We start from the raw sequence: 22,003 nt of genomic DNA, 5'->3' as shown, positions 1-22,003 counted from the left end.
GCTCAGATTCCTTCCTTCAACACGCCATCGGCGCCGACCTGGAGGCTGAACAACCCGCCATGAGCGACTTCGACATTCAGCAACTGCTCACGGGGCAGACCGCGCGCCTGAGCCAACAGCAAGCGCATCACCCCGCCGTGGCTGATCAGCAGCACACGCTCACCGGCATATGCCTTATGCAGGCGCAGGACGGCGCCCAAAACCCGTTGGGAAAACTCGCCGACCGGTTCGCCCTGGGGCGGCGTGAAGCTATAGGGATCGGCCCAGAACCGGCCGAGGCCTTCGGCATCGGTCTCCATCAGCGCTGCCGCACTCTGCCCTTCCCAGGCACCGAAGTGCAGTTCTTGCAGATCCTTTTCCAGGCTCACCGGCAGATGCAGCCGCGCACCCAACTCATCGGCGAAGCGCGCGCAGCGTTGCAACGGCGAACTGATCAGCCGGTCCCAAGGCCCCTGTGCCAGCACGGCGGCGCGCATCTGTTCCCAGCCCTTGGCGGTCAACGCATCGTCCAGGCTGCCGCGCAGGCCGCCGCCCAGCTCGGTTTCGCCATGGCGCAACAGGTCCAGATGCAAGGTCATGCCGGACGGTCTGCCACGGCCGCTTCGGCAAACGTCGCCATCTGCCCATGCAGCGCACACGCCAGGCGCAGCAACGGCACCGCCAACGCCGCGCCACTGCCCTCGCCCAGGCGCAGGCCCAGTTCCAGCAACGGCTGTGCATCAAGGCTCTGCAAGACATGGCGATGGCCAGGCTCGGCACCGCGATGGCCGAACAGCAGCCAGTCGCGGCACGCCGGGTTCAAGCGCGTGGCGACCAGCGCCGCGACGGTGCAGATAAACCCATCCACCAGCACCACAATGCCTTCCTGGGCGCAGGCCAGATAAGCGCCCACCAAGGCAGCGATTTCAAAGCCGCCGAGATTGAACAGGGTGTGCAGCGCATCCCCACGCTGCGCGGCATGCAAGGCGAGTGCGCGCTCGATCACCGCCACCTTGTGACTGACGCCCTGGGCATTCAACCCGGTGCCTGGGCCTGTCAGGTCGGTCACCTGGCAATCGAGCAAAGCACAGGCCAGCGCACTGGCGGCGGTGGTGTTGCCAATGCCCATCTCACCGCCGACAAACAACTGCGCACCGCGTTCACGGGCGCGCAGCACACTGTCGCGACCCGCCTGCAATGCCAATCGGCCCTGGGCGCCCGTCATTGCCGGGCCCTTGACGAAATTGGCGGTGCCCGCGCCGATATTCAGGTGACGGACGCCGGGCAGGCTCAGCGAAGGGGTCACCGTACCGAGGTCGACCACTTCCAACTGCGCATCCAGTTGCCGCGCCAATACACTGATGGCCGCACCACCACTGACAAAGTTATGCAGCATCTGCCCGGTCACTTCCTGGGGAAACGCCGATACCCCTTCGGCAACCACGCCGTGATCACCGGCAAAGATGGCGATCCACAGCTGATCCACCGACGGTTTGACCTGGCCCTGCAAACCGGCCAATTGCACCGCCAACGCCTCCAACTGGCCGAGGGAGCCGGCCGGCTTGGTCAATTGCTGCTGGCGCGCCAGAGCTTGTTCGTACGCCGAGGCGTCAATCGCCTTACACGGGTTGAGCCACCAGGTGTCAGTCATAACGCAGTACCTTTCAACGTCAGGGGCAGGCCGGCAACCGTCAGGACAACACGCTGACACCGCTCGGCCAAGGCTTGATGCAGCCAACCGGCTTCATCCACATAGCGGCGAGTCAATTCGCCCAGCGGCACGACACCCAGACCGGTCTCGTTGCTGACAAAAATAATTTCACCCGGTAGCACGGCCAGGGTTTCCAGCAATTGATCGCGCTCAAACGCCAGGCGCTCCGCGTCTTCGAGCATCAGCAAATTGGTCAGCCACAGGGTCAGGCAATCCACCAACAGGCAACGACCGGGCGCAGCGTTTTCGCGTAGCACACGCGCCAGCTCGACAGGTTCCTCGATCAAACCCCAGTGATCCGGGCGGCGCTCGCGATGCAAGGCAACGCGGGCATTCATCTCGCCGTCAAGCGGTTGGCTGGTGGCGATATAGATGACGGGCAAAGCGCTGTCGCTGGCGAGCTTTTCGGCCAGGCGGCTTTTGCCGGAACGAGCGCCGCCTAAAATCAGTTGAAGCATGAGCCCCCCCCTACCCACCCACCACTCCACGATGCGAAGCGAGTCGTTTTTGATCTGGCTTTTGATCCTGCTTTTGATCTGAAGTCGCCCCGTAAACCACGCTGGCCGAACGCAGGCTTGAATCCGTGGGTAACCCGGCAGGACGCCGGGTTAGCCGCACTGGGCCAGGGATGGCCCATTGCGGCGGCCCACGGATTCAAGCCGGAGTGAGGGCACACCGAGCCCAAGCGAGGTGCCGAGTGGTGGGGCGAAGGCCTTTTGCTTACTTTTGGGCCTTTCCAAAAGTGAGCCGCTGTAAGAGCGGAACCATAAGTGGCCGTTACCGCAGGAATGGATATGTACACCGAAAGCCCTCTCCCACATTTGAACCGTGTGTACACCCTTAAACCCCACACAGTTTGCGCAACAAATCGGTGTCCAAATGGTTCTCCACCAGATCCGCCAGGCGCTCGATATCACGTTCGCGCAGGGCGTGGTAGTCCACCGCCTGCACATCCTGCAACCCGGCCCAGCGCAGCAACGCACAGCAGGCCGCCGGGGTCTCGAACAAGCCATGCAAATACGTGCCAAGAATCTGCCCATCAGCACTTTGCGCGCCGTCACTGCGACCGTCATCCAGCAGCACGGCGGCGTTCGACAGGGCAGCGCCGCACGTCACGCCCGCATGGATCTCATACCCACTGACCTCGGCATCTTCCAGCAACAAACGCCCACGCACATTGCGCAGCTGTTTCTCTGCTTCCAGGGTCGTGCTGAATGCCAGCAGACCCAGGCCGTCGCTGGAACCGGCTGACCCTTCCAGGCCCAACGGGTCGTGCACCTGTTCACCAAGCATCTGCAAGCCGCCGCAAATCCCCAGCACCTTGCCGCCGTAGCGCAAGTGCCGCGCCACGGCGGTGTCCCAGCCATTGGCGCGCAGGTACGCGAGGTCGCTGCGCACGCTTTTCGAGCCGGGCAGGATGATCAGGTCGGCGGCCGGAATCGGCTGGCCCGGCCGGATAAACTGCAAATCCACCTGGGGATGCAGGCGCAGCGGATCGAAATCCGTATGGTTGCTGATGCGCGGCAACACCGGCACCACTACTTTGAGCACCTGCGCCGCCTTGTCGATCTGGCGTTGGTCGATGCCGTCCTCGGCTTCCAGGTGCAGGTCCATCACGTAGGGCAATACGCCCACCACCGGTTTGCCGGTGCGTGCCTGCAACCAATCCAGGCCGGGTTGCAGCAGTGCGATGTCGCCGCGAAAGCGGTTGATGATGAAGCCCTTGACCCGCGCCTGTTCGCTGGGCGAGAGCAGTTCCAGGGTGCCAACCAGGTGGGCAAATACGCCGCCACGATTGATATCGGCAATCAGCAGCACCGGGCAGTCGACGGCCTCGGCGAAGCCCATGTTGGCGATGTCATTGGCGCGCAGGTTGATCTCCGCCGGAGAGCCTGCGCCTTCCACCATCACCACCGGGTAGCTTTCGCTCAAGCGCGCGTGGGAGGCCAGTACCGCCTGCATCGCGATGGCTTTGTAGTCGTGATAGGCCACCGCGTTCATGCTGGTCACGGCGCGGCCATGGATGATCACCTGGGAGCCCGTGTCGCTGTTGGGCTTGAGCAGCACCGGGTTCATATCGGTGTGGGGCGCCAGGTTGGCCGCTTGGGCCTGCACGGCCTGGGCGCGGCCAATCTCGCCGCCTTCGGCCGTCACGGCGCTGTTGAGCGCCATGTTCTGCGGTTTGAACGGCGCCACGGCGATGCCCTGGCGCACCAGCCAACGGCATAAGGCGGTCACCAGGGTACTTTTGCCGGCATCGGAGGTGGTGCCTTGCACCATCAGCGTACTCATGACGCGTCCCTGTAGGCCGCCAGCGCTTCGTCGAGACGCAACCAGTCGGCCTCGGTGCCGGGCAGGCCAAAACGCACACTGCTGTCGTGCACAAACAGGCGCAGCAGGATGCCGCGCTGGGCCATGAATTCGTGCATGCGCTCAGCGTGTGGGGTGATTAGCCATTGGAACAACGCGCAGCCGCCCTGGGGTTGAAAGCCATGGCGCTCAAGTATTTCAAACAGGCGCTGGCCGGCCTCGATGCAGCGCGCTCGCTGCCGCGCATGGCCAGCGGTATCGCGCAGGCACACTTGACCCAGCACCCGCGTCGGCCCGCTGACGGCCCACGGCCCGACCTGTTCGGCCAGCAACTTAAGCAACCTGCGTTCGGCCAGCACAAAGCCCAGGCGCACACCGGCCAGGCCGAAAAACTTGCCAAACGAGCGCAGCACAATCAAGCCGACCCGATGGGCCTGACTCGCCAGGCTCAACTGCGGGGTGACATCCATAAACGCTTCGTCCACCACCAGCCAGCCGCCGCGCTGGGCCAGCCTTGTGTGCCAGTCCAGCAGGCGTTGCGGGGGCAGGCTGAGTCCGGTGGGGTTATTGGGGTTGACCACCACCAGCACGTCGAGGCCATCGAGGAAAAAATCGACTTCCTGCTCCTGCACTTCGCGCACCACGTAACCGGCGCGGCGCCAGGCTTCGGCGTGCTCGGCATAGCACGGCGACAGCACGCCGACCTTGCCGGCACGGCGCAGGCGCGGCAGCAACTGGATCGCCGCCTGGGAGCCGGCCACTGGCAGGAGATGGGCAGCGCCGTAATACTCGCTGGCCGCTTGTTCCAGGCCGTCGTCGGATTCCGGCAAGCGCGCCCAGGCCCGCAGCGGAATCTCCGGGATCGGCCAGGGCCAGGGCGCGAGGCCGCTGGAAAGGTCCAGCCAATCGGCCTCGGCGATCCCGTACTGAATCGCCGCCTTGCGCAGCCGGCCACCGTGTTCAAGCATAAAATTGCCCCCCCACGCATAGAATCAGCAACCACAACCATACGCCGCGCTGCACCAGCTGCCAGCCGCGGTCGATGGAATCGGCATCCGCCGCCGGGCCTTCGCCCAACTGCGGACGATGATGCACCTCGCCGTGGTAAATCGCGGCGCCACCCAGCTCAACGCCCAACGCACCGGCGCCGGATGCCATCACCGGCCCGGCATTCGGGCTGTCCCAGGTCGGTCCCTGAGTGCGCCAGCATTTGAGGGCCAGGCGGGTTTTGCCGAGCACGGCGTAGGTTAAAGCCACCAGACGTGCAGGAATATAGTTGAGTACATCGTCGATCTTGGCGGCAGCCCAGCCGAAGCGTTCGAAGCGTTCGTTGCGATAGCCCCACATGGCGTCAAGGGTGTTGCTCAGACGGTAGAGCACCACGCCCGGCACGCCGGCGACGACAAACCAGAACAGCGCGGCAAACACCGCATCGCTGCCGTTTTCCAGCACCGACTCGGTGGCGGCGCGGGCGACTTCGGTGCGGTCCAGTTCGCTGGTCTGGCGGCTGACCAGGTAGCTCACCCGTGTGCGGGCCGCGTCCAGGTCGTCGCTGCGCAGGGCCTGGGCCACCGGGATTACATGTTCGCCGAGGCTGCGCATGCCGAGGGCGCAGTACAGCGCGAGGATTTCCAGTATCCAGCCGATATATGGCGCCCACGACAACGCGGTGGCCAGCAGGGTCAACGGCACCACGGCGATAAACCACGCGGTCACGCCATGGCTGCGCCAGCCACGGCCACCGCTGTTGAAACGTTGTTCGACACGCCCGGCAAAATTGCCGAACGCCACCAGCGGATGCCAGCGCCTGGGCTCGCCCAGCAGCGCATCCAGCGCCACCGCAGCCACACACAGCAAGGCCACACTCATTGACTCACTCCCCACACATTCTCATACAACATCTCACTCAATGGCCGAGGTTCGGTCCAGCCTTCGAGCTGCAACATCGGTGCCGGGTAAAATTCCGTCACCGGCCCCAGGCACAAGACCGCCAGTGGTTTCGCGCCGGGCGGCAGGCCCAGCAGGTCGGCCAGGGCCTGGGGCTCGAACAACGAGACCCAGCCCATGCCCAGCCCCTCGACCCGCGCTGCCAGCCACAGGTTCTGGATCGCACAGGACAGTGACGCCAGGTCCATCTCCGGCAAGGTGCGCCGCCCGAAGATGTGGCGCTCACGGTCATCCATCAACGCTGCCACCAGCACTTCGGCGCAGTCGTGGATGCCTTCGACCTTGAGTTTCATGAACGCGTCGGAGCGCTCGCCCAACGCCTCGGCGGTGCGCACGCGCTCTTCTTCCACCAGCTGTTGAATCTGGCTTCGCAACGCGCGGTCGCTGATGCGGATAAACCGCCAGGGCTGCATCAGGCCAACGCTGGGGGCCTGGTGCGCGGCCTGGAGCAGGCGATGCAGCAATTCGGGGGCTACCACGCCGCCGCTGAAATGGCGCATGTCGCGGCGTTCGGCGATGGCGCGGTAGACGGCGTCGCGGTCGGCCTGGGGGAAAGCGTTGTCGGTCATGGCCCTACCGGGGGCAAGCCCCCTCCCACAGTGGATAGGGTTTGAGCTCGGTCCGGCGCAAACAAGGCGGCCACCGCAGTCGGATTCGACGGGAAATAGAAGTGCACGTAAGAGGCCGTCATCCGCCCCTGCCGGAAGACCGCTTCGGCACCGCGCCCACCGTTCGGGCTCAGGCCGCGGGCAATCGGCTGCCATTCGGTGCTGGTCAGGGAATGGTGGTACGTGTGCCCGCGCAGCACACCTTCGGGCAATTCGACGCTTTGCAGGGCCAGGGCCGCGAGTTTCTTTTGCATCACCGCATCGCCCTGGAGCAGGCCAAGCAGTTCAGCACGTTTGCCGTCCACGTCGGTGAGCGAGTCCAGCAGGTAGAGCATGCCGCCGCACTCGGCGAGCAACGGCTTGCCGGCGGCGTGGTGCGCACGAATGGCAGTGAGCATCGGGGTATTGTCGGACAGCGCCTGGTGGTGCAATTCCGGGTAACCACCGGGCAAATAGAGGCTGTCAGCCTCGGGCAGCTGGCGATCATGGATCGGCGAGAAAAACGTCAGTTCGGCGCCCATCGCCCGCAGCAGGTCGAGGCTGGCGCCATAGGTGAAGGCGAAGGCTTCGTCACGGGCCACGGCAATGCGTACACCGGCCAGCAATGGCTCGGCGGCGATCACTTGCGGTGCGGCGAAGGTTACCGGTGGCGGCAACGCGACTTCACAGCTGCTGCCCAGTGCCTGGGCGGCGGCGTCCAGGCGCACGTCGAGATCGTTCAGTTCGCTGGCTTGCACCAGGCCCAAATGGCGGCTGGGCAGTTCAATCCCGGTTTCGCGGGACAGTGCGCCATACCAGCGCAAGCCTTCGGTGAGGCTGCCTTCCAGCAGTTGCGCATGGCGCAGGGTACCGACGCGGTTGGCCAGCACGCCGGCAAACGGCAAGTCCGGCTGATAGCGCGCCAGGCCCAGGGCCAGGGCGCCAAAGGTCTGGGCCATGGCGGTGCCATCGATCACGCCGAGCACCGGCACGCCGAAATGCCGCGCCAGGTCGGCGCTGGACGGTGTGCCATCGAACAGGCCCATCACGCCTTCGATCAGGATCAGGTCGGCCTCCCCCGCCGCTTCCCACAGCAGGCGGCGACTTTCCTGCTCGCCCACCATCCACATGTCCAATTGATACACCGGCGCACCGCTGGCGCGTTCGTGGATCATCGGGTCCAAGAAGTCCGGGCCGCATTTGAACACGCGCACCTTGCGCCCCAGGTTGCGGTGCAAACGGGCCAGCGCGGCGGTGACGGTGGTTTTGCCCTGGCCGGACGCCGGTGCGGCGATCAGGACGGCTGGGCAATGGCGGGGCTGATTCAAAGTTCGACGCCCTTCTGTGCCTTGATACCGGCCTGGAATGCGTGCTTGAGCATGCCCATTTCGGTGACGGTGTCGCCCATTTCGATCAATTCAGGCTTGGCGCCACGGCCGGTGACCACCACGTGCTGCATCGGCGGACGGGCTTGCAGGTCGCTGAGTACCTGATCGAGGTCGAGGTAGCCATGCTTGAGGGCGATGTTCAGCTCATCCAGCACCACCAGGCCGATGGTGGGGTCTTGCAGCAGTTCACGGGAGACGGCCCAGGCGGCTTCGGCGGCGGCGATATCGCGCTGGCGGTCCTGGGTTTCCCAGGTGAAGCCTTCGCCCATCACATGGAAACGCACTTGTTCGGGGAAGCGACGGAAGAACAACTCCTCACCGGTGCTGTTGCGCCCTTTGATGAACTGCACCACACCGCACTGCATGCCGTGGCCCATGGCGCGCGCGAGCATGCCGAATGCCGAGCTGCTCTTGCCTTTGCCGTTGCCGGTCAGCACGAGCAGCAAGCCGCACTCATTGGGGGAATTGGCGATGCGCTCGTCGATCACGGCTTTTTTGCGCAGCATGCGCGCCAGGTGGCGTTCGTCGCGGTCGGGGGTATCGGTCATGGCAGCTCTCCGTTGGGGCTGGACAAAAACGGCAGGCAGGAAAAAACAGACAGCCAAGCATCGCCCACCGTGATGCTGTTGGATGATCCAGGCCGGTCTCCGGGCTCATGAGTGGCGCTCCCTATGTAGAAAGCAGGCCGACGATGCGCCTTCCCATATCGTCAGGCGATACAGTGGCCAATGGCAGCGTCTTGACTCATTTACCGTTGCGGGGGCAGCGCCGGAATCGCGGCAGCACTGTGTACAAGTGCGCTCACTCACCGGCTTCCCTGTTTCACTCTGTCGACCCACAGGTCACAGAGCACCTGAAACAAGCCGCGAAGGTTAGTGGGTTGGGGGTGGAGCGTCAATTAAAGCTGGCGTTGCACTTGAACCATCGCCTCGCCGCTCTCCTCTACCCTTACAGGTATCCAGGAGAACACCATGCATAAAACCAGACTCGCCCTACTGATCATGCTCGCCGGCACCCTCGCCGCCTGCGGTGAAAGCTCCACCCTGCAGGTGTCCGATGGCACCGGGCCGTCGCCCCATCTGCCGGAGCCGAACAAAACCCTGATTCCCACCGTGAACATCGCCCCGGCTATCGGTTGGCCGCAGGGCGCGAAGCCGACAGCAGCGGCCGGCACCCAAGTGGCGGCGTTCGCCGAAGGCCTGGACCACCCGCGCTGGCTGTATGTACTGCCCAACGGCGATGTGCTGGTGGCAGAAACCAATGCGCCGCCCAAACCGGATGATTCCAAGGGCATTCGCGGCTGGGTCATGGAAAAAGTCATGGGCCGTGCCGGTGCCGGGGTGCCAAGCCCGAACCGCATCACCCTGCTGCGCGATGCCGATCACGATGGCGTCGCCGAGACCCGCACGGTGTTTCTGGAGAACCTCAATTCACCGTTCGGCATGACACTGGTCGGCAATGACCTGTACGTGGCCGATTCGGACAAGCTGCTGCGCTTCCCCTATCAAGCGGGCGAAACCGCGATCAAGGGCGCGGGCACCAAGGTAGTCGACCTGCCGGGCGGCCCGTTGAACCACCATTGGACCAAGAACGTGATCGCCAGCAAGGACGGCAGCAAGCTGTACGTGAGCGTCGGTTCCAACAGTAATGTCGGCGAAAACGGTCTGGAGGCGGAACAGGGCCGGGCGGCGATCTGGGAGGTGGATCGCGCCAGCGGCGAGCACCGCATTTTCGCTTCCGGCCTGCGCAACCCTAACGGCATGGCCTGGGAACCCCAGAGCGGCAAGCTGTGGACCGCAGTGAACGAGCGCGATGAGATCGGCAGCGATCTGGTGCCGGACTACATCACCTCGGTCAAGGACGGCGGTTTCTATGGCTGGCCTTTCAGCTACTACGGCCAGCATGTGGATGTGCGCGTCACGCCGCAGAATCTGGACCTGGTCGCCAAGGCCATCGCGCCGGACTACGCGGTGGGGCCACACACCGCATCTTTAGGCCTGACGTTCGCCGAGGGCAGCAAACTCCCGGCGCCGTTCAGCAATGGCGCGTTCATCGGCCAGCATGGCTCGTGGAACCGCAAGCCGCACAGTGGCTACAAGGTGATCTTCGTGCCATTCGAGGGTGGCCAGCCTAAAGGTCAGCCGGTGGATGTGCTGACCGGATTCCTCGACAAAGATGAGAAAGCCATGGGTCGGCCGGTGGGTGTGGTGATTGATCAGCAGGGGGATTTGCTGGTAGCGGATGATGTGGGGAATAAGGTCTGGCGGGTGTCGGCGGCTCAATAAACGCCTCCAGAAGCAACATAAAACCAATGTGGGAGGGGGCACCCCTCCCACATTTAGTTCGGTGTTTGGTTCAGGGATTACGTGCCAGGTTTGCTGGCAACACACGCTTGGCGCTCAGATAGGCATTCTGCCAATACGCCTTGGACAAGGTATCCAGCTTCACCGTACCGCCGGTTTGCGGCGCATGGACAAAGCGGCCTTCGCCCACATAGATGCCGGCGTGGCTGACCTGGGAACCGCCACCGGTGGCAAAGAACAGCAGATCGCCGGTCTGCAGGTTCTGCTCGCTGACATCCTGGGCGCGCATCACGATCAGCTCGCGGGTGGTGCGCGGCAGGGAGATGCCGGCGGCGTCACGGAACACGAAGCCGATCAGGCCGCTGCAATCAAACCCCGAGTCCGGCGTGTTGCCGCCCCAGCGATAAGGGGTGCCGACCAAGCCCAATGCACGAAAGAGCACGTCTTCGGCAGCAGGCGAGAAACTTTGGCTGGAATAGGTGAACACCGGCTTGGGCTTGACCGCAACGGGAGCGGGCGGCGGCCGACTGGCGCAGGCGCTGATAAGCGCGGCGCAGAGGATAAGGAGCAGGCGGGCTGAGGTCGACATGTGCAGAACAATCCGGGTCTGGATGCGGCTTTCGCTGCCGAACGCTGAAAACCAGAACGCGCAAGCAAAGCTCGCGCGAACGGATTACAACAATGTCCAGGGATTCTAGCGCTTACACGTCAAACTTCAAGTATCACTTTAAGTTTACTTACTGGCGGTAACCGTAGTCGGGGCCATGGCAAGTGCGCGCTTGGCTTCGATGAAGGTTTTGCTCCAGTAGCTGTCGCCCAGGCTGTCGACTCGAACACCGCCACTGCGACGGCTGCTGGAGTGGATAAACTGGTTATCGCCCAGATAGATACCGGCGTGACTCACACGACCACGGCCTGCAGTACTGAAGAAAAGCAGATCGCCAGGCTTGAGGTTGTTGCGTGCGACCAACGGTGCTTTCACGTTGATCATTTCGCGAGTGGAGCGTGGCAGGTTCATGCCAGCTTCTTCACGAAACAGGTAGCCGATGAAGCCGCTGCAGTCGAAACCAGCTTCAGAGGTACCGCCGAAACGGTAACGGGTACCGATCAGGGACATGCCGCGTTCAAGGATGCTGTCGGCCAGAACTGGAAGCTGGTAAGGCTTGTTGCCGGAGAAATCGGCCAGTTCCTTTTCGGTTGCTTGCTCTTCTTTATAAAGCGTCTCTTCATAAACAGAAGCAGACTGCGCAGCAACGAATTTTGCCTGGGACTGTTGTTGAGTTTTTTGCTGTTCAACCACCTGTTGAGGGTGGGAGGCGCAACCAAACAACAGGGTAACGAGTGCGAGGGGCACGAGGGGTGCGAAGCGATTTAGCATGGGCACGACCGTGACTAGATGTGTAAAGAAGCCGAGACTATGCCCTCTATCACATCCATTTGCAAATTCAATCGTGATATATGTGACTTCTTGTTTGGACTATGACATCTAAGCCCTTAACACCCCATGCAACCCATTTGCGTGGCCAAACCGGCCCAAACGCGGGTTTTCTGGCGCCTGAAATTCGCCAAAAACCCCGAAAACAAAGGGCCGGCTACCAGCCGAGGGTTTCCTTGAGGAAGGGAATAGTCAGCTTGCGCTGGGCCTGCAAAGAGGCTTGGTCGAGCTGTTCGAGCAAATCGAACAACGCGCTCATGCTGCGGGTCCCACGGGTGAGGATAAAGTGCCCCACCTCGTCGGTGAGGTGCAGGCCGCGACGGGAGGCGCGCAATTGCAGAGCGCGCAATTTGTCTTCGTCGGAGAGTGGGCGCATCTGAAAGATCAGCGCCAGGGTGAGGCGCGACTTGAGGTCGGCCAGCTTGACCGGCAACTCCCGTGGCGAGGTAGATGCAGCGATCAACAGGCGCCGACCACTGTCACGCAAGCGGTTGAACAGGTGAAACAGCGCCTCTTCCCAATCGGCCTTGCCGGCCACTGCCTGCAGATCGTCCAGGCATACCAGTTCATATTGCTCAAGGTTGTCGAAGATGCCGATGCCTCGATCCATCAACTCCGCCAGCGGCAGGTAGACCGCCGGCTCGCCCATCTGCTCGAAACGCAGGCAAGCGGCCTGCAACAGGTGGGTACGCCCCACGCCGTGTTTGCCCCACAGATAGATCAGGCTTTCGGTCCACCCGGCGTCGGCTTCGCAGAGCCGCTCGACATAGCCGAGTGCAGCGGCATTGGCGCCTGGGTAGTAATTGATAAAGGTGGCGTCATCACGCAGACGCACACCTAAGGGCAGCTGAATCGGTTTCATGCTGACTGAACGGCTCCCATCGAACCGTTAGTGGCCTCTGTGTAAAGTTTGCAAAGTTTATACCCGTGACGCCGGGCGCACAATGCAGCAGACCACAAGCAAAATCAAAGGTTTGCGTTAACTTGCCGGTTTTACGTGGATTGTTTGACGCCCTACCCCCCCTAAACAACAAACCCGGCCGAAGCCGGGTTTATGACGCAACGGTTACAAGTCGGGGTCTTCGACGCCCGTATAGGCATCGGATTCCTTGTACAGATCGTGCACATGGCGCACCAGCACCATGATCACCGCCGCCACTGGCAGCGCCAGCAGGATCCCGGTAAAGCCGAACAGCTCGCCGCCGGCCAGGATCGCAAAAATCACCGCCACCGGATGCAGGCCAATCCGATCCCCCACCAGCAATGGCGTCAGCACCATACCCTCCAGGGCCTGGCCCACCATGAACACCGCGACAATCCCCAGCATCGGGTACAGGTCGCCACCAAACTGGAACAGCCCAGCCACCAACGCCGCGCCGATACCGATCACAAAGCCCATATACGGCACGATAGCGGCGAGACCGGCGATCAGACCGATCAACAAGCCCAGCTCCAGGCCGATAGCCATCAAGCCCGCCGCATAGATGATCCCCAGCGCCAGCATCACCAGCAACTGGCCCCGCACAAAGGCGCCAAGCACCTCATGGCACTCGCCGGCCAGGGACACGATGCGTTCCTCGCGGTCACGGGGCAACAGGCTGCGGATCTTGGCCATCATGATGTCCCAGTCGCGCAGCAGGTAGAACGCCACCACCGGGATCAGCACCAGGTTGGTCAGCCAGCCGATCAGCGCCAGGCTGGAGGCGGTCGCCTGGCTGAGTACCACGCTGACAATGTCAGTGGTCTGGCCCATATGCTCGCTGATTGCGGCCTTGACCTTATCGAACTTCCAGAACCCATCCGCCAAGCCCAACTTGGCCTGGACCCACGGCATTGCCGTGTGCTGCAGCCAGTCGAGCATCTGCGGCGCCAGCTCGTAGAGACGAAACAGTTGCTTGGCCAGCATCGGCACCAGCACCAGCACCAACGCGGTGATGATCAACGTGAACAGCGCAAACACCGCAACCACACCCAAGGTCCGCGACAGACCGGCTTTCTCCAGACGATCCACCACGGGATCGAACAGATAGGCGAGCAGCAACGCAACCAGGAACGGCGTCAGGATCGAATGCAGCAAGAACACAAAAACGCACAGCAGGACGAACCCACCCAGCCACACCCAACGACGCGTATCCGCCATAACCCACTCCATTACTTGCTTCTATCTATATAGGAAGAATTTTTACCAACGAAAGCGCAGTTGCGCCTGGGGCTCAGGAGCCGCTGACGGTTGCGTGCCATCCGCCACGGGCTGCTGCGCCGGGGCCTCACCTGCCGGCACTTCCTGCAACTTGGCCAGGCTCAACTGAGTGCGCAACTGCTCGGCGCTGCCATGGACCCGATACACAATGCGATCGCCCTCCACGCGCTGCGGCTGGCCGCCAAACGGTTCCAGCAGATGACCCAGCGCCGCATAGCGCTCCAGGTTCATGCCCTGCACTTCCAGCAATTGCTCGGTGCTCACGCCAGGCTTGACGGCAAAGCGCGGCGCGAGTTTCTGGCTGATCGCCAGCATGACCGCATCGGCCACCGCGCCAGTGTCGGTGCCTTGCGCGGTGCCCTGCTCACTCTTGTCACCCAGCCACAGGCGCCATTTGGCCTGCCATTGATTGCCTTCCTGGCGTGCGTGCACGGCGAGCAAGGCGTCGGCGCCGTAGCGCTCGGAAGCGGCGCGCAACGGCGTGGCGTCGGCATTTTCCAGATTCGGCGGCGTAGCGACGACCTGCTCATCCAGGTCCCCCAGCGGCAGGCGCAACGGCAGGCCACGGTGTTGTGCGGCACGGCGCAGCGCTTGGGCGGCAGCCTGGCCATCACCGACCAGGCTGCTGCCTTCGGTGGAGTCGTTCAGCCACCAGCCAAGGATCGACGGCCGGTTGCTGCCCCAGACCGACAGACCCGCGTCACGCAAGGCGCGATCAGTGCTGACCGGGTCGAAGTCCACTTGCAGGCTCTCGGGTGGGCCGGCGTCGTAGCCGTATTGGCTGATAATTTGCTGCGGGTCCTTGCGAATCGCCGCCAGGCCCGGGCCGTCGGCGGCCTTGGCGTCACCGGTGAGGCGGATTACAAGGGTCTGCACCGCGCGCTGGGTGGCCTGGTCGCGCTCCTGCGGGGACTGACTGCTTACCGGTTCAAGTACTTGATAGAGGCCATTGAGGGTTTCGGCATGACTCGCCAGGCTGACCAACGACAAGCAGCCTACAAAGAAGAATTTACACAGACGCATGGAGGATTCCCGAACAACAGATTTAGCGGCTGGAACAGACCGCGTGAACTCGGTTTGCCAGGGCTGTGACCACAGCGACCGGTAAAACATTCACAGGGTCTCGGTAAGTTTTCGCAACGTCATAACGATAGCGGATTCAAGGCTATACCTTAATACGCGCCTGGGCAGACAGGATTAGCATTTTTTTAACCCGTTTTTTTAGTCTATGTGGCCCTGCCCGTCGGCCCGAGGATGGCCGCTGCCCCTCAAGCCTGATAAAATCGCGCGCCTTCGCAGACCGTCAACGGCTGGGCCTTTTACCAAAAGCGCCTGCCCGCTCGGTCGTTACCCCTGAATCCCCCCTAAAGGCCTGGATCATGAGCAAGCAACCCTCCCTGAGCTACAAGGACGCCGGTGTAGACATCGACGCCGGTGAAGCATTGGTCGAACGCATCAAGAGCGTCGCCAAGCGCACTGCGCGCCCCGAAGTCATGGGCGGCCTGGGCGGTTTTGGCGCCCTCTGCGAAATCCCGGCCGGCTACAAGCAGCCTGTACTGGTTTCCGGCACCGACGGTGTAGGCACCAAGCTGCGCCTGGCACTGAACCTGAACAAGCACGACAGCATCGGCATCGACCTGGTGGCCATGTGCGTCAACGACCTGGTGGTATGCGGCGCCGAGCCGCTGTTCTTCCTCGACTACTATGCCACCGGCAAGCTCAACGTCGAGACCGCCACCCAGGTGGTGACCGGCATCGGCGCCGGCTGTGAACTGTCGGGTTGCTCCCTGGTCGGCGGCGAAACCGCTGAAATGCCAGGCATGTACGAAGGCGAAGACTACGACCTGGCCGGCTTCTGCGTCGGCGTGGTGGAAAAAGCTGACATCATCGACGGCTCCAAAGTCGCTGCCGGCGACGCCCTGCTCGCCCTGCCATCTTCCGGTCCGCACTCCAACGGCTACTCGCTGATCCGCAAGATCATCGAAGTGTCCGGTGCCGACATCGAGAACATCCAGCTCGACGGCAAACCGCTGACCGACCTGCTGATGGCCCCGACCCGCATCTACGTCAAGCCACTGCTCAAGCTGATCAAGGACACTGGCGCGGTCAAGGCCATGGCCCACATCACCGGTGGCGGCCTGCTGGACAACATCCCGCGCGTCCTGCCAAAAGGCGCCCAGGCGATTGTCGACGTGGCCAGCTGGCAGCGTCCTGCGGTATTCGACTGGCTGCAAGAGAAAGGCAACGTCAACGAAACCGAAATGCACCGCGTGCTGAACTGCGGTGTGGGCATGGTGATCTGCGTGGCACAAGAACACGTTGAAACCGCGCTGAACGTTCTGCGCGAAGCCGGCGAGCAACCTTGGGTCATCGGCCAGATCGCCACCGCCGCCGAAGGCGCTGCTCAGGTTGAACTGAAGAACCTCAAGGCGCATTGATGTCCCAGACCTGTGATGTCGTGGTGCTGCTCTCCGGCACCGGCAGTAACTTGCAGGCCCTGATCGACAGCACGCGCACCGGCGACAGCCCGGTGCGCATCGCTGCGGTGATCTCCAACCGCAGCGACGCCTACGGCCTGCAACGCGCCCGTGACGCGGGTATCGAAACCCGCTCGCTGGATCACAAGGCTTTCGAAGGCCGCGAGGCCTTCGACAGCGCCTTGGTCGAACTGATCGACGCCTTCAACCCCAAACTCGTGGTACTGGCCGGTTTCATGCGCATCCTCAGCGCTGATTTCGTGCGGCACTATGAAGGGCGCCTGCTGAATATCCACCCGTCCCTGCTGCCCAAGTACAAAGGCATGCACACGCACCAGCGCGCGCTGGATGCCGGTGACAGCGAGCATGGCTGCAGCGTGCACTTCGTCACCGAGGAACTCGATGGCGGGCCTCTGGTCGTACAGGCAGTGGTTCCGGTAGAGTCAGACGACTCGGCGCAGACACTTGCGCAACGGGTTCATACCCAGGAGCACAGGATTTACCCGCTGGCTGTTCGCTGGTTTGCCGAGGGGCGGTTGATTCTTGGTGACCAGGGTGCATTATTGGACGGTCAGTTACTTGCGGCCAGCGGCCACTTGATTCGAACCTAGGAGATTTTATGCGTCGCGCCTTGCTCTTCGCTTTTGCGCTGTTCGCCTTGCCTGCCGTGCAAGCGGCAGATCTACACCCGTTCTCCGCCAGCTACACCGCAGACTGGAAACAGTTGCCCATGAGTGGTTCGGCAGAACGCAGCCTGACCAAAAACGGTGACGGCACCTGGACCTTGAATTTCAAGGCCTCCATGATGATCGCCAGCCTGACCGAAACCAGCGTAATCCTGTTTGACAAGGACACCCTGCAACCGAAGAGCTACGCCTTCGAACGCGGCGGCCTGGGCAAGACCAAGAAGATCAACCTGGATTTCGACCCATCGACCAAGAAAGTCACCGGGTTTGAAAACAAAGACGCGGTCAACGTCCCGTTGCAAAGCGGCATGCTCGACAAGTCGACCTACCAGTTGGCCCTGCAGCGCGACGTGGCTGCCGGCAAGAAAAGCATGAGCTACAACGTGGTTGAAGGCACCGACGTCGACACCTACGACTTCCGTGTGATCGGCCCGGAAAAAGTCCAGACCAAGGTCGGCAGCATTGACGCGATCAAGGTTGAGCGCGTGCGTGACCCGACTCAAAGCAAGCGCATCACCCAGATGTGGTTTGCCAAGGACCAGGGCGGCATCCTGGTTGCCCTGCGTCAGGTTGAGACCGACGGCAAGGAATACAACATCATGCTGCAAGACGGTACCGTTGACGGCAAGGCTGTCAAAGGCAACTGAGTGCGCGGATGAGCTGAACAAGAGCCTCGCTGAATGCGGGGCTTTTTTTCGTCTGGGGGTTTTGGGTTCAAGTCTCTGCCGTCATCGGGAGCAAGCCCCCTCCCACAGGGGAAAGGGTTCGCAGTTCAAATGTGGGCTTGCTCCCGATGGCACCCAACATGAAACTTCTGTCATAAACCTCTAAAGCGGTTTACTTAGCAAGCTAACAAACCGTATAAAAAGACCTGCGACGACTTGCCGCAGACCCACCAGAAATTGGAGCAAGCAGATGACTGTAAAAGTAACTGAACGCGACGACGAACATATGTCCCACGAAGCACTGGGCCATGGGATTCACATCTGGGATGTACATCAGCAAGACATGCTGGTCGGCATGTTTCACAACGAGAGCGATGCTCATAATTATAAAAACGAGCTTGAATCGCTTGAGATGAAACGCCAGGCACAAAGCTCCTGAAATTCTGAAATCCTGCAGGCACCCGGCCCCACACAGCAGCTGGAGTGCCTGCAAACAAAAACCCCGCCTTTTGAGCGGGGTTTGTTGTTTTACAGCCTTACCACATCAGATCATCCGGGATCTGGTAAGCGGCGTACGGATCATCCTCATCCGGCACCTGGCTTTCGGTGAGGATATTGAGCTGCACGATACGCTCCGGTGCGCGCTCCTGGATCTTCAGCGCGGCTTCACGCGGGATCACCTCGTATCCACCACCGTGATGCACGATGGCCAGGGAGCCGTTGCTCAGCTTGTTGCGCATCAACGTGTTGACCGACAGGCGCTTGACCTTCTTGTCATCCACGAAGTTGTAGTAGTCCTCGGTCGTGAGCTTAGGCAGGCGCGAGGTTTCGATCAGTTGCTTGACCTGGGCCGTACGGGCCTTGGCCTCGGCTTTTTCCTGTTGCTGACGGTTCAGCTCCTGGTCACGCTTGACCTTCTCGGCCTGCGCCTCGGCGGCCAGGCGAGCCTGGGTATCATCGGCCTCGATCTGGCCCTTGTGGACCAGCCGCTGCTGCTTCTGTTTCTCTTTGCCGACCTGCTTGGCCTGCTTTTGGTTGACCAGACCTGCTTTGAGCAACTGGTCGCGAAGGGAAAGGCTCATGGTGCTTACTCACTTAGGCAACTGCTCAACCGCAGCTGGACACGTTCTTTTCCTGACGTTTGGCTTCGCCCCACAGGGCGTCCAACTCTTCGAGGGTGCAATCTTCTATGGGTTGGTGTGCATCGCGCAATGCCTGTTCGATAAATCGGAAACGTCGTTCGAACTTGGCATTGGCGCCACGCAGCGCGGTTTCCGGGTCGACCTTGAGGTGACGGGCCAGGTTGACCGCCGCGAACAGCAGGTCACCGACTTCATCGGCGATGGCCACCGCGTCGTTATCGGCCATGGCTTCGAGCACTTCGTCCAGTTCTTCGCGCACGTTATCCACCACCGGCAAGGCCGATGGCCAGTCGAAGCCGACCTGGCTGGCGCGCTTCTGCAACTTGGCGGCCCGGGACAAGGACGGCAAGGCAGTCGGCACGTCGTCCAGCAGGGACAGTTGCTCCGGTGCGTCGGATTTTTCCGCGCGCTCCTCGGCCTTGATCTGCTCCCAACGCTCCTTGACCTGTTCTTCGCTCAGTTGAGGAATATCCAGCGGCGCATACAGATCGCCGGTCGGGAACACATGGGGATGACGGCGAATCAGCTTGCGGGTGATGCTGTCGATCACCCCGGCAAATTCGAAACGCCCCTCTTCACGCGCCAGCTGGCTGTAATACACCACCTGGAACAACAGGTCGCCCAACTCACCTTGCAGATGATCAAAGTCGCCGCGCTCGATGGCGTCGGCCACTTCGTAGGCCTCTTCCAGGGTGTGCGGGACAATGGTGGCGTAGGTTTGCTTGATGTCCCACGGGCACCCGTATTGCGGGTCGCGCAGGCGGCTCATGAGGTGCAGCAGGTCTTCAAGTGAATACATCAGTCTGTGTCCGATCAGTGTGGGAGGGGGCTTGCCCCCTCCCACATTTAGCCTGCATTCATTCCGCGAATCATGGAGTACGGTTGCGCCGCGTCTCAATGATGTTCGGCAGCTGGGAAATCCGTCCCAGCAACCGCCCCAGAGCGTCCAACCCCGGAATCTCGATGGTCAGGGACATCAGCGCGGTGTTGTCCTCTTTATTCGAGCGGGTATTGACCGCCAGCACGTTGATGCGCTCATTGAGCAGCACTTGCGAGACGTCACGCAGCAGGCCGGAACGGTCGTAGGCACGGATGATGATGTCCACCGGATAGGTGAGCACCGGCACCGGGCCCCAGCTGACCTGGATAATCCGCTCAGGCTCGCGCCCACCCAGTTGCAGCACCGAGGCGCAGTCCTGACGGTGAATGCTCACGCCACGGCCCTGGGTGATGTAGCCGACGATGGCATCCCCCGGCAACGGCTGGCAGCAGCCGGCGATTTGCGTCAGCAGGTTGCCGACGCCCTGGATCTGGATATCGCCGCGCTTGCCGGGCTTGTAGCCGGTGGCTTTGCGCGGGATCAGCTCCAGTTGTTCGTTGCCGCGCTCCGGCTCGACCAGTTGCTGGGCCAGGTTGACCAATTGCGCCAGGCGCAGGTCGCCGGCACCGAGGGCGGCGAACATGTCTTCGGCAATCTTCATGTTGGCTTTTTCGGCCAACTTGTCGAAGTCCACCTGCGGCAGGCCCAAGCGGCCCAGCTCGCGTTCGAGCAGGGTCTTGCCGGCGGCGACGTTCTGGTCGCGCGCCTGCAGCTTGAACCAATGCACGATCTTCGCCCGCGCCCGCGATGTGGTGATGTAGCCCAGGTTCGGGTTCAGCCAGTCGCGGCTCGGCGTGCCGTGCTTGCTGGTGATGATCTCGACCTGCTCGCCGGTTTGCAGGCTGTAGTTGAGCGGTACGATGCGCCCGTTGATCTTGGCGCCCCGGCAGTTATGGCCGATCTCGGTGTGAACGCGGTAGGCAAAGTCCAGCGGCGTGGCGCCCTTGGGCAAGTCGATGGCATGGCCGTCGGGGGTGAAGATGTAGACCCGGTCCGGCTCGATGTCCACGCGCAACTGTTCGGCCAGGCCGCCGATGTCGCCGAGTTCTTCGTGCCATTCCAGCACTTGGCGCAGCCAGGAGATTTTCTCCTCGTACTGGTTGGACCCGGCCTTGACGTCGGTGCCCTTGTAGCGCCAGTGCGCGCACACGCCCAGTTCTGCCTCTTCGTGCATGGCGTGGGTGCGGATCTGCACTTCCAGCACCTTGCCCTCGGGGCCGATCACGGCGGTGTGCAGCGAGCGATAGCCGTTTTCCTTGGGGTTGGCGATGTAGTCGTCGAACTCCTTGGGAATGTGCCGCCATAGCGTATGGACGATACCCAGCGCGGTGTAGCAGTCGCGCATTTCCGGCACCAGCACGCGCACGGCGCGCACGTCGTAGATCTGGCTGAAAGCCAGGCCCTTGCGCTGCATTTTGCGCCAGATCGAATAGATGTGTTTGGCGCGACCGCTGATGTCGGCATCGACCCCGGTGGCCTGCAACTCGGCGCGCAACTGGCCCATCACGTCGCTGATAAAGCGCTCACGGTCGAGCCGCCGCTCGTGCAGCAGCGTGGCGATCTGTTTGTATTGATCAGGTTCGAGGTAGCGGAAGGACAAGTCCTCCAGCTCCCACTTGATATGGCCGATACCCAGGCGGTGGGCCAGCGGCGCGTAGATGTCGAAGACTTCGCGGGCGACGCGGTTGCGCTTTTCGTCGTCGGCGGTCTTCACCGCACGGATCGCGCAGGTGCGTTCGGCCAGCTTGATCAGGGCGACACGTACGTCGTCGACCATTGCCACCAGCATCTTGCGCAGGTTTTCCACCTGGCCCTGGGTGCCCAGCACCATGGACTGGCGCGGGCTGAGGCTGGCGCTGATGGCGGCCATGCGCAGCACGCCGTCGATCAGCTTGGCCACCACCGCACCAAAACGCTGGCTGACGGTCGGCAACTGGATGTGCCCTTCACGCACGCCGCGATAGAGCACGGCGGCGATCAGCGAGTCCTGGTCCAGCTTGAGATCGGCAAGGATCTCGGCGATCTCCAACCCGGTGCGAAAGCTGGAAGTGCCTTCGGCCCACAGGTTCTTGGCTGCATTGTCTTGTTGCTCAGACTCACGAGCGAACTCGCAGGCTGCTTTCAAGGCTTCACGGTCCAGTGCCGGGTCGACACTGATGGCATGATCCAGCCATGCCTCGAGATTGATACTGCCGTCGGTGTTGATCGGCTGGTGTGCTCTCACCTGTACCATCTTGCTTACCTTCCCTACGACGCACCTTGGATGCGCCAAAATCATCGCCGACCTTTTTAC

Annotated in this window: 22 protein-coding genes and 1 riboswitch; of the genes, 5 read left to right on the top strand and 17 right to left on the bottom strand. The window is 62.2% G+C overall.

Translation table 11 applies throughout. The annotated features are described in order from the left end of the window. Positions 1-2 precede the first annotated feature (2 nt). From cobC to cobO, 9 genes are all read right to left on the bottom strand, one after another. Positions 3-578, bottom strand: coding sequence for an alpha-ribazole phosphatase family protein (cobC, locus tag AD670_RS14040; protein ID WP_053133129.1), 576 nt, complete (start codon positions 576-578; stop codon positions 3-5). Then, positions 575-1,630: a nicotinate-nucleotide--dimethylbenzimidazole phosphoribosyltransferase gene (gene cobT, locus AD670_RS14035; RefSeq protein ID WP_053133126.1), complete on the bottom strand. Its 1,056-nt coding sequence runs from the start codon at positions 1,628-1,630 to the stop codon at positions 575-577. Before cobT ends, cobC begins: the two co-directional genes overlap by 4 nt. Then, positions 1,627-2,148, bottom strand: a complete 522-nt coding sequence (cobU, locus tag AD670_RS14030; RefSeq protein ID WP_053133123.1) for a bifunctional adenosylcobinamide kinase/adenosylcobinamide-phosphate guanylyltransferase — start codon at positions 2,146-2,148, stop codon at positions 1,627-1,629. The genes cobT and cobU overlap by 4 nt, the downstream gene beginning before the upstream one ends. A 382-nt stretch (positions 2,149-2,530) precedes the next feature. Continuing rightward, complete coding sequence (locus tag AD670_RS14025) at positions 2,531-3,982, bottom strand: cobyric acid synthase (RefSeq protein ID WP_053133120.1); 1,452 nt, start codon at positions 3,980-3,982, stop codon at positions 2,531-2,533. Next, positions 3,979-4,968, bottom strand: a complete 990-nt coding sequence (gene cobD, locus AD670_RS14020) for a threonine-phosphate decarboxylase CobD (RefSeq protein WP_053133118.1) — start codon at positions 4,966-4,968, stop codon at positions 3,979-3,981. The genes AD670_RS14025 and cobD overlap by 4 nt, the downstream gene beginning before the upstream one ends. Further along, positions 4,961-5,869, bottom strand: coding sequence for an adenosylcobinamide-phosphate synthase CbiB (cbiB, locus tag AD670_RS14015; RefSeq protein WP_053133115.1), 909 nt, complete (start codon positions 5,867-5,869; stop codon positions 4,961-4,963). The genes cobD and cbiB overlap by 8 nt, the downstream gene beginning before the upstream one ends. Continuing rightward, positions 5,866-6,516 carry a 5,6-dimethylbenzimidazole synthase gene (gene bluB, locus AD670_RS14010; protein WP_053133111.1) on the bottom strand — a complete coding sequence of 217 codons (651 nt, stop codon included), beginning with the start codon at positions 6,514-6,516 and terminating at the stop codon, positions 5,866-5,868. The genes cbiB and bluB overlap by 4 nt, the downstream gene beginning before the upstream one ends. Next, a complete protein-coding gene (locus tag AD670_RS14005) occupies positions 6,513-7,862 on the bottom strand; it encodes a cobyrinate a,c-diamide synthase (protein ID WP_053133108.1) in 1,350 nt (449 codons plus the stop codon). The genes bluB and AD670_RS14005 overlap by 4 nt, the downstream gene beginning before the upstream one ends. Then, complete coding sequence (gene cobO / locus AD670_RS14000) at positions 7,859-8,470, bottom strand: cob(I)yrinic acid a,c-diamide adenosyltransferase (RefSeq protein WP_027603802.1); 612 nt, start codon at positions 8,468-8,470, stop codon at positions 7,859-7,861. The genes AD670_RS14005 and cobO overlap by 4 nt, the downstream gene beginning before the upstream one ends. A gap of 72 nt (positions 8,471-8,542) precedes the next feature. Next, positions 8,543-8,794: riboswitch (cobalamin riboswitch) on the bottom strand. 99 nt (positions 8,795-8,893) lie between these two features. On the opposite strand from cobO, the gene AD670_RS13995 reads away from it, so the two are divergent. Beyond that, a complete protein-coding gene (locus AD670_RS13995; protein ID WP_053133106.1) occupies positions 8,894-10,207 on the top strand; it encodes a sorbosone dehydrogenase family protein in 1,314 nt (437 codons plus the stop codon). 70 nt (positions 10,208-10,277) lie between these two features. Here the strand turns inward: AD670_RS13995 and AD670_RS13990 are convergent, their stop codons facing one another. The 5 genes from AD670_RS13990 to AD670_RS13970 form a co-directional block, all read right to left on the bottom strand. Continuing rightward, positions 10,278-10,814, bottom strand: coding sequence for a C40 family peptidase (locus AD670_RS13990; RefSeq protein ID WP_053133102.1), 537 nt, complete (start codon positions 10,812-10,814; stop codon positions 10,278-10,280). Between the two features lie 144 nt (positions 10,815-10,958). Then, positions 10,959-11,603, bottom strand: a complete 645-nt coding sequence (locus AD670_RS13985) for a C40 family peptidase (RefSeq protein WP_053133099.1) — start codon at positions 11,601-11,603, stop codon at positions 10,959-10,961. Positions 11,604-11,817: 214 nt separating this feature from the next. Beyond that, positions 11,818-12,522 carry a DnaA regulatory inactivator Hda gene (gene hda / locus AD670_RS13980; RefSeq protein WP_027603798.1) on the bottom strand — a complete coding sequence of 235 codons (705 nt, stop codon included), beginning with the start codon at positions 12,520-12,522 and terminating at the stop codon, positions 11,818-11,820. A gap of 204 nt (positions 12,523-12,726) precedes the next feature. Continuing rightward, positions 12,727-13,800, bottom strand: coding sequence for an AI-2E family transporter (locus AD670_RS13975; protein WP_053133096.1), 1,074 nt, complete (start codon positions 13,798-13,800; stop codon positions 12,727-12,729). A gap of 42 nt (positions 13,801-13,842) precedes the next feature. Next, a complete protein-coding gene (locus AD670_RS13970; RefSeq protein WP_053133093.1) occupies positions 13,843-14,883 on the bottom strand; it encodes a DUF2066 domain-containing protein in 1,041 nt (346 codons plus the stop codon). Positions 14,884-15,239: 356 nt separating this feature from the next. On the opposite strand from AD670_RS13970, the gene purM reads away from it, so the two are divergent. The 4 genes from purM to AD670_RS13950 all read left to right on the top strand — a co-directional run bounded on the left by purM (position 15,240) and on the right by AD670_RS13950 (position 18,127). After that, positions 15,240-16,298: a phosphoribosylformylglycinamidine cyclo-ligase gene (purM, locus tag AD670_RS13965; protein WP_017527563.1), complete on the top strand. Its 1,059-nt coding sequence runs from the start codon at positions 15,240-15,242 to the stop codon at positions 16,296-16,298. Beyond that, positions 16,298-16,948: a phosphoribosylglycinamide formyltransferase gene (gene purN / locus AD670_RS13960; RefSeq protein ID WP_053133089.1), complete on the top strand. Its 651-nt coding sequence runs from the start codon at positions 16,298-16,300 to the stop codon at positions 16,946-16,948. Before purM ends, purN begins: the two co-directional genes overlap by 1 nt. A gap of 8 nt (positions 16,949-16,956) precedes the next feature. After that, positions 16,957-17,670, top strand: coding sequence for a DUF3108 domain-containing protein (locus AD670_RS13955; RefSeq protein ID WP_053133086.1), 714 nt, complete (start codon positions 16,957-16,959; stop codon positions 17,668-17,670). Between the two features lie 268 nt (positions 17,671-17,938). Next, positions 17,939-18,127 (top strand): hypothetical protein, encoded by a 189-nt coding sequence (locus tag AD670_RS13950; protein WP_053133082.1) that lies wholly within the window; start codon positions 17,939-17,941, stop codon positions 18,125-18,127. A gap of 97 nt (positions 18,128-18,224) precedes the next feature. Here AD670_RS13950 and AD670_RS13945 read toward each other — a convergent pair whose 3' ends face one another. The 3 genes from AD670_RS13945 to relA all read right to left on the bottom strand — a co-directional run bounded on the left by AD670_RS13945 (position 18,225) and on the right by relA (position 21,943). Continuing rightward, positions 18,225-18,770, bottom strand: a complete 546-nt coding sequence (locus AD670_RS13945; protein WP_010208656.1) for a DUF2058 domain-containing protein — start codon at positions 18,768-18,770, stop codon at positions 18,225-18,227. A 25-nt stretch (positions 18,771-18,795) separates the two neighbouring features. Then, the gene (gene mazG, locus AD670_RS13940) at positions 18,796-19,629 is read right to left on the bottom strand and encodes a nucleoside triphosphate pyrophosphohydrolase (RefSeq protein WP_053133079.1); all 834 of its coding nucleotides are present in this window, start codon (positions 19,627-19,629) and stop codon (positions 18,796-18,798) included. 70 nt (positions 19,630-19,699) lie between these two features. Further along, positions 19,700-21,943, bottom strand: a complete 2,244-nt coding sequence (gene relA, locus AD670_RS13935) for a GTP diphosphokinase (RefSeq protein WP_027603791.1) — start codon at positions 21,941-21,943, stop codon at positions 19,700-19,702. Positions 21,944-22,003: the final 60 nt, after the last annotated feature.

The organism is Pseudomonas sp. MIACH (genome assembly GCF_001269925.1).
Lineage (GTDB): Bacteria > Pseudomonadota > Gammaproteobacteria > Pseudomonadales > Pseudomonadaceae > Aquipseudomonas.
This window is presented reverse-complemented; position numbering and strand designations above follow the sequence as displayed.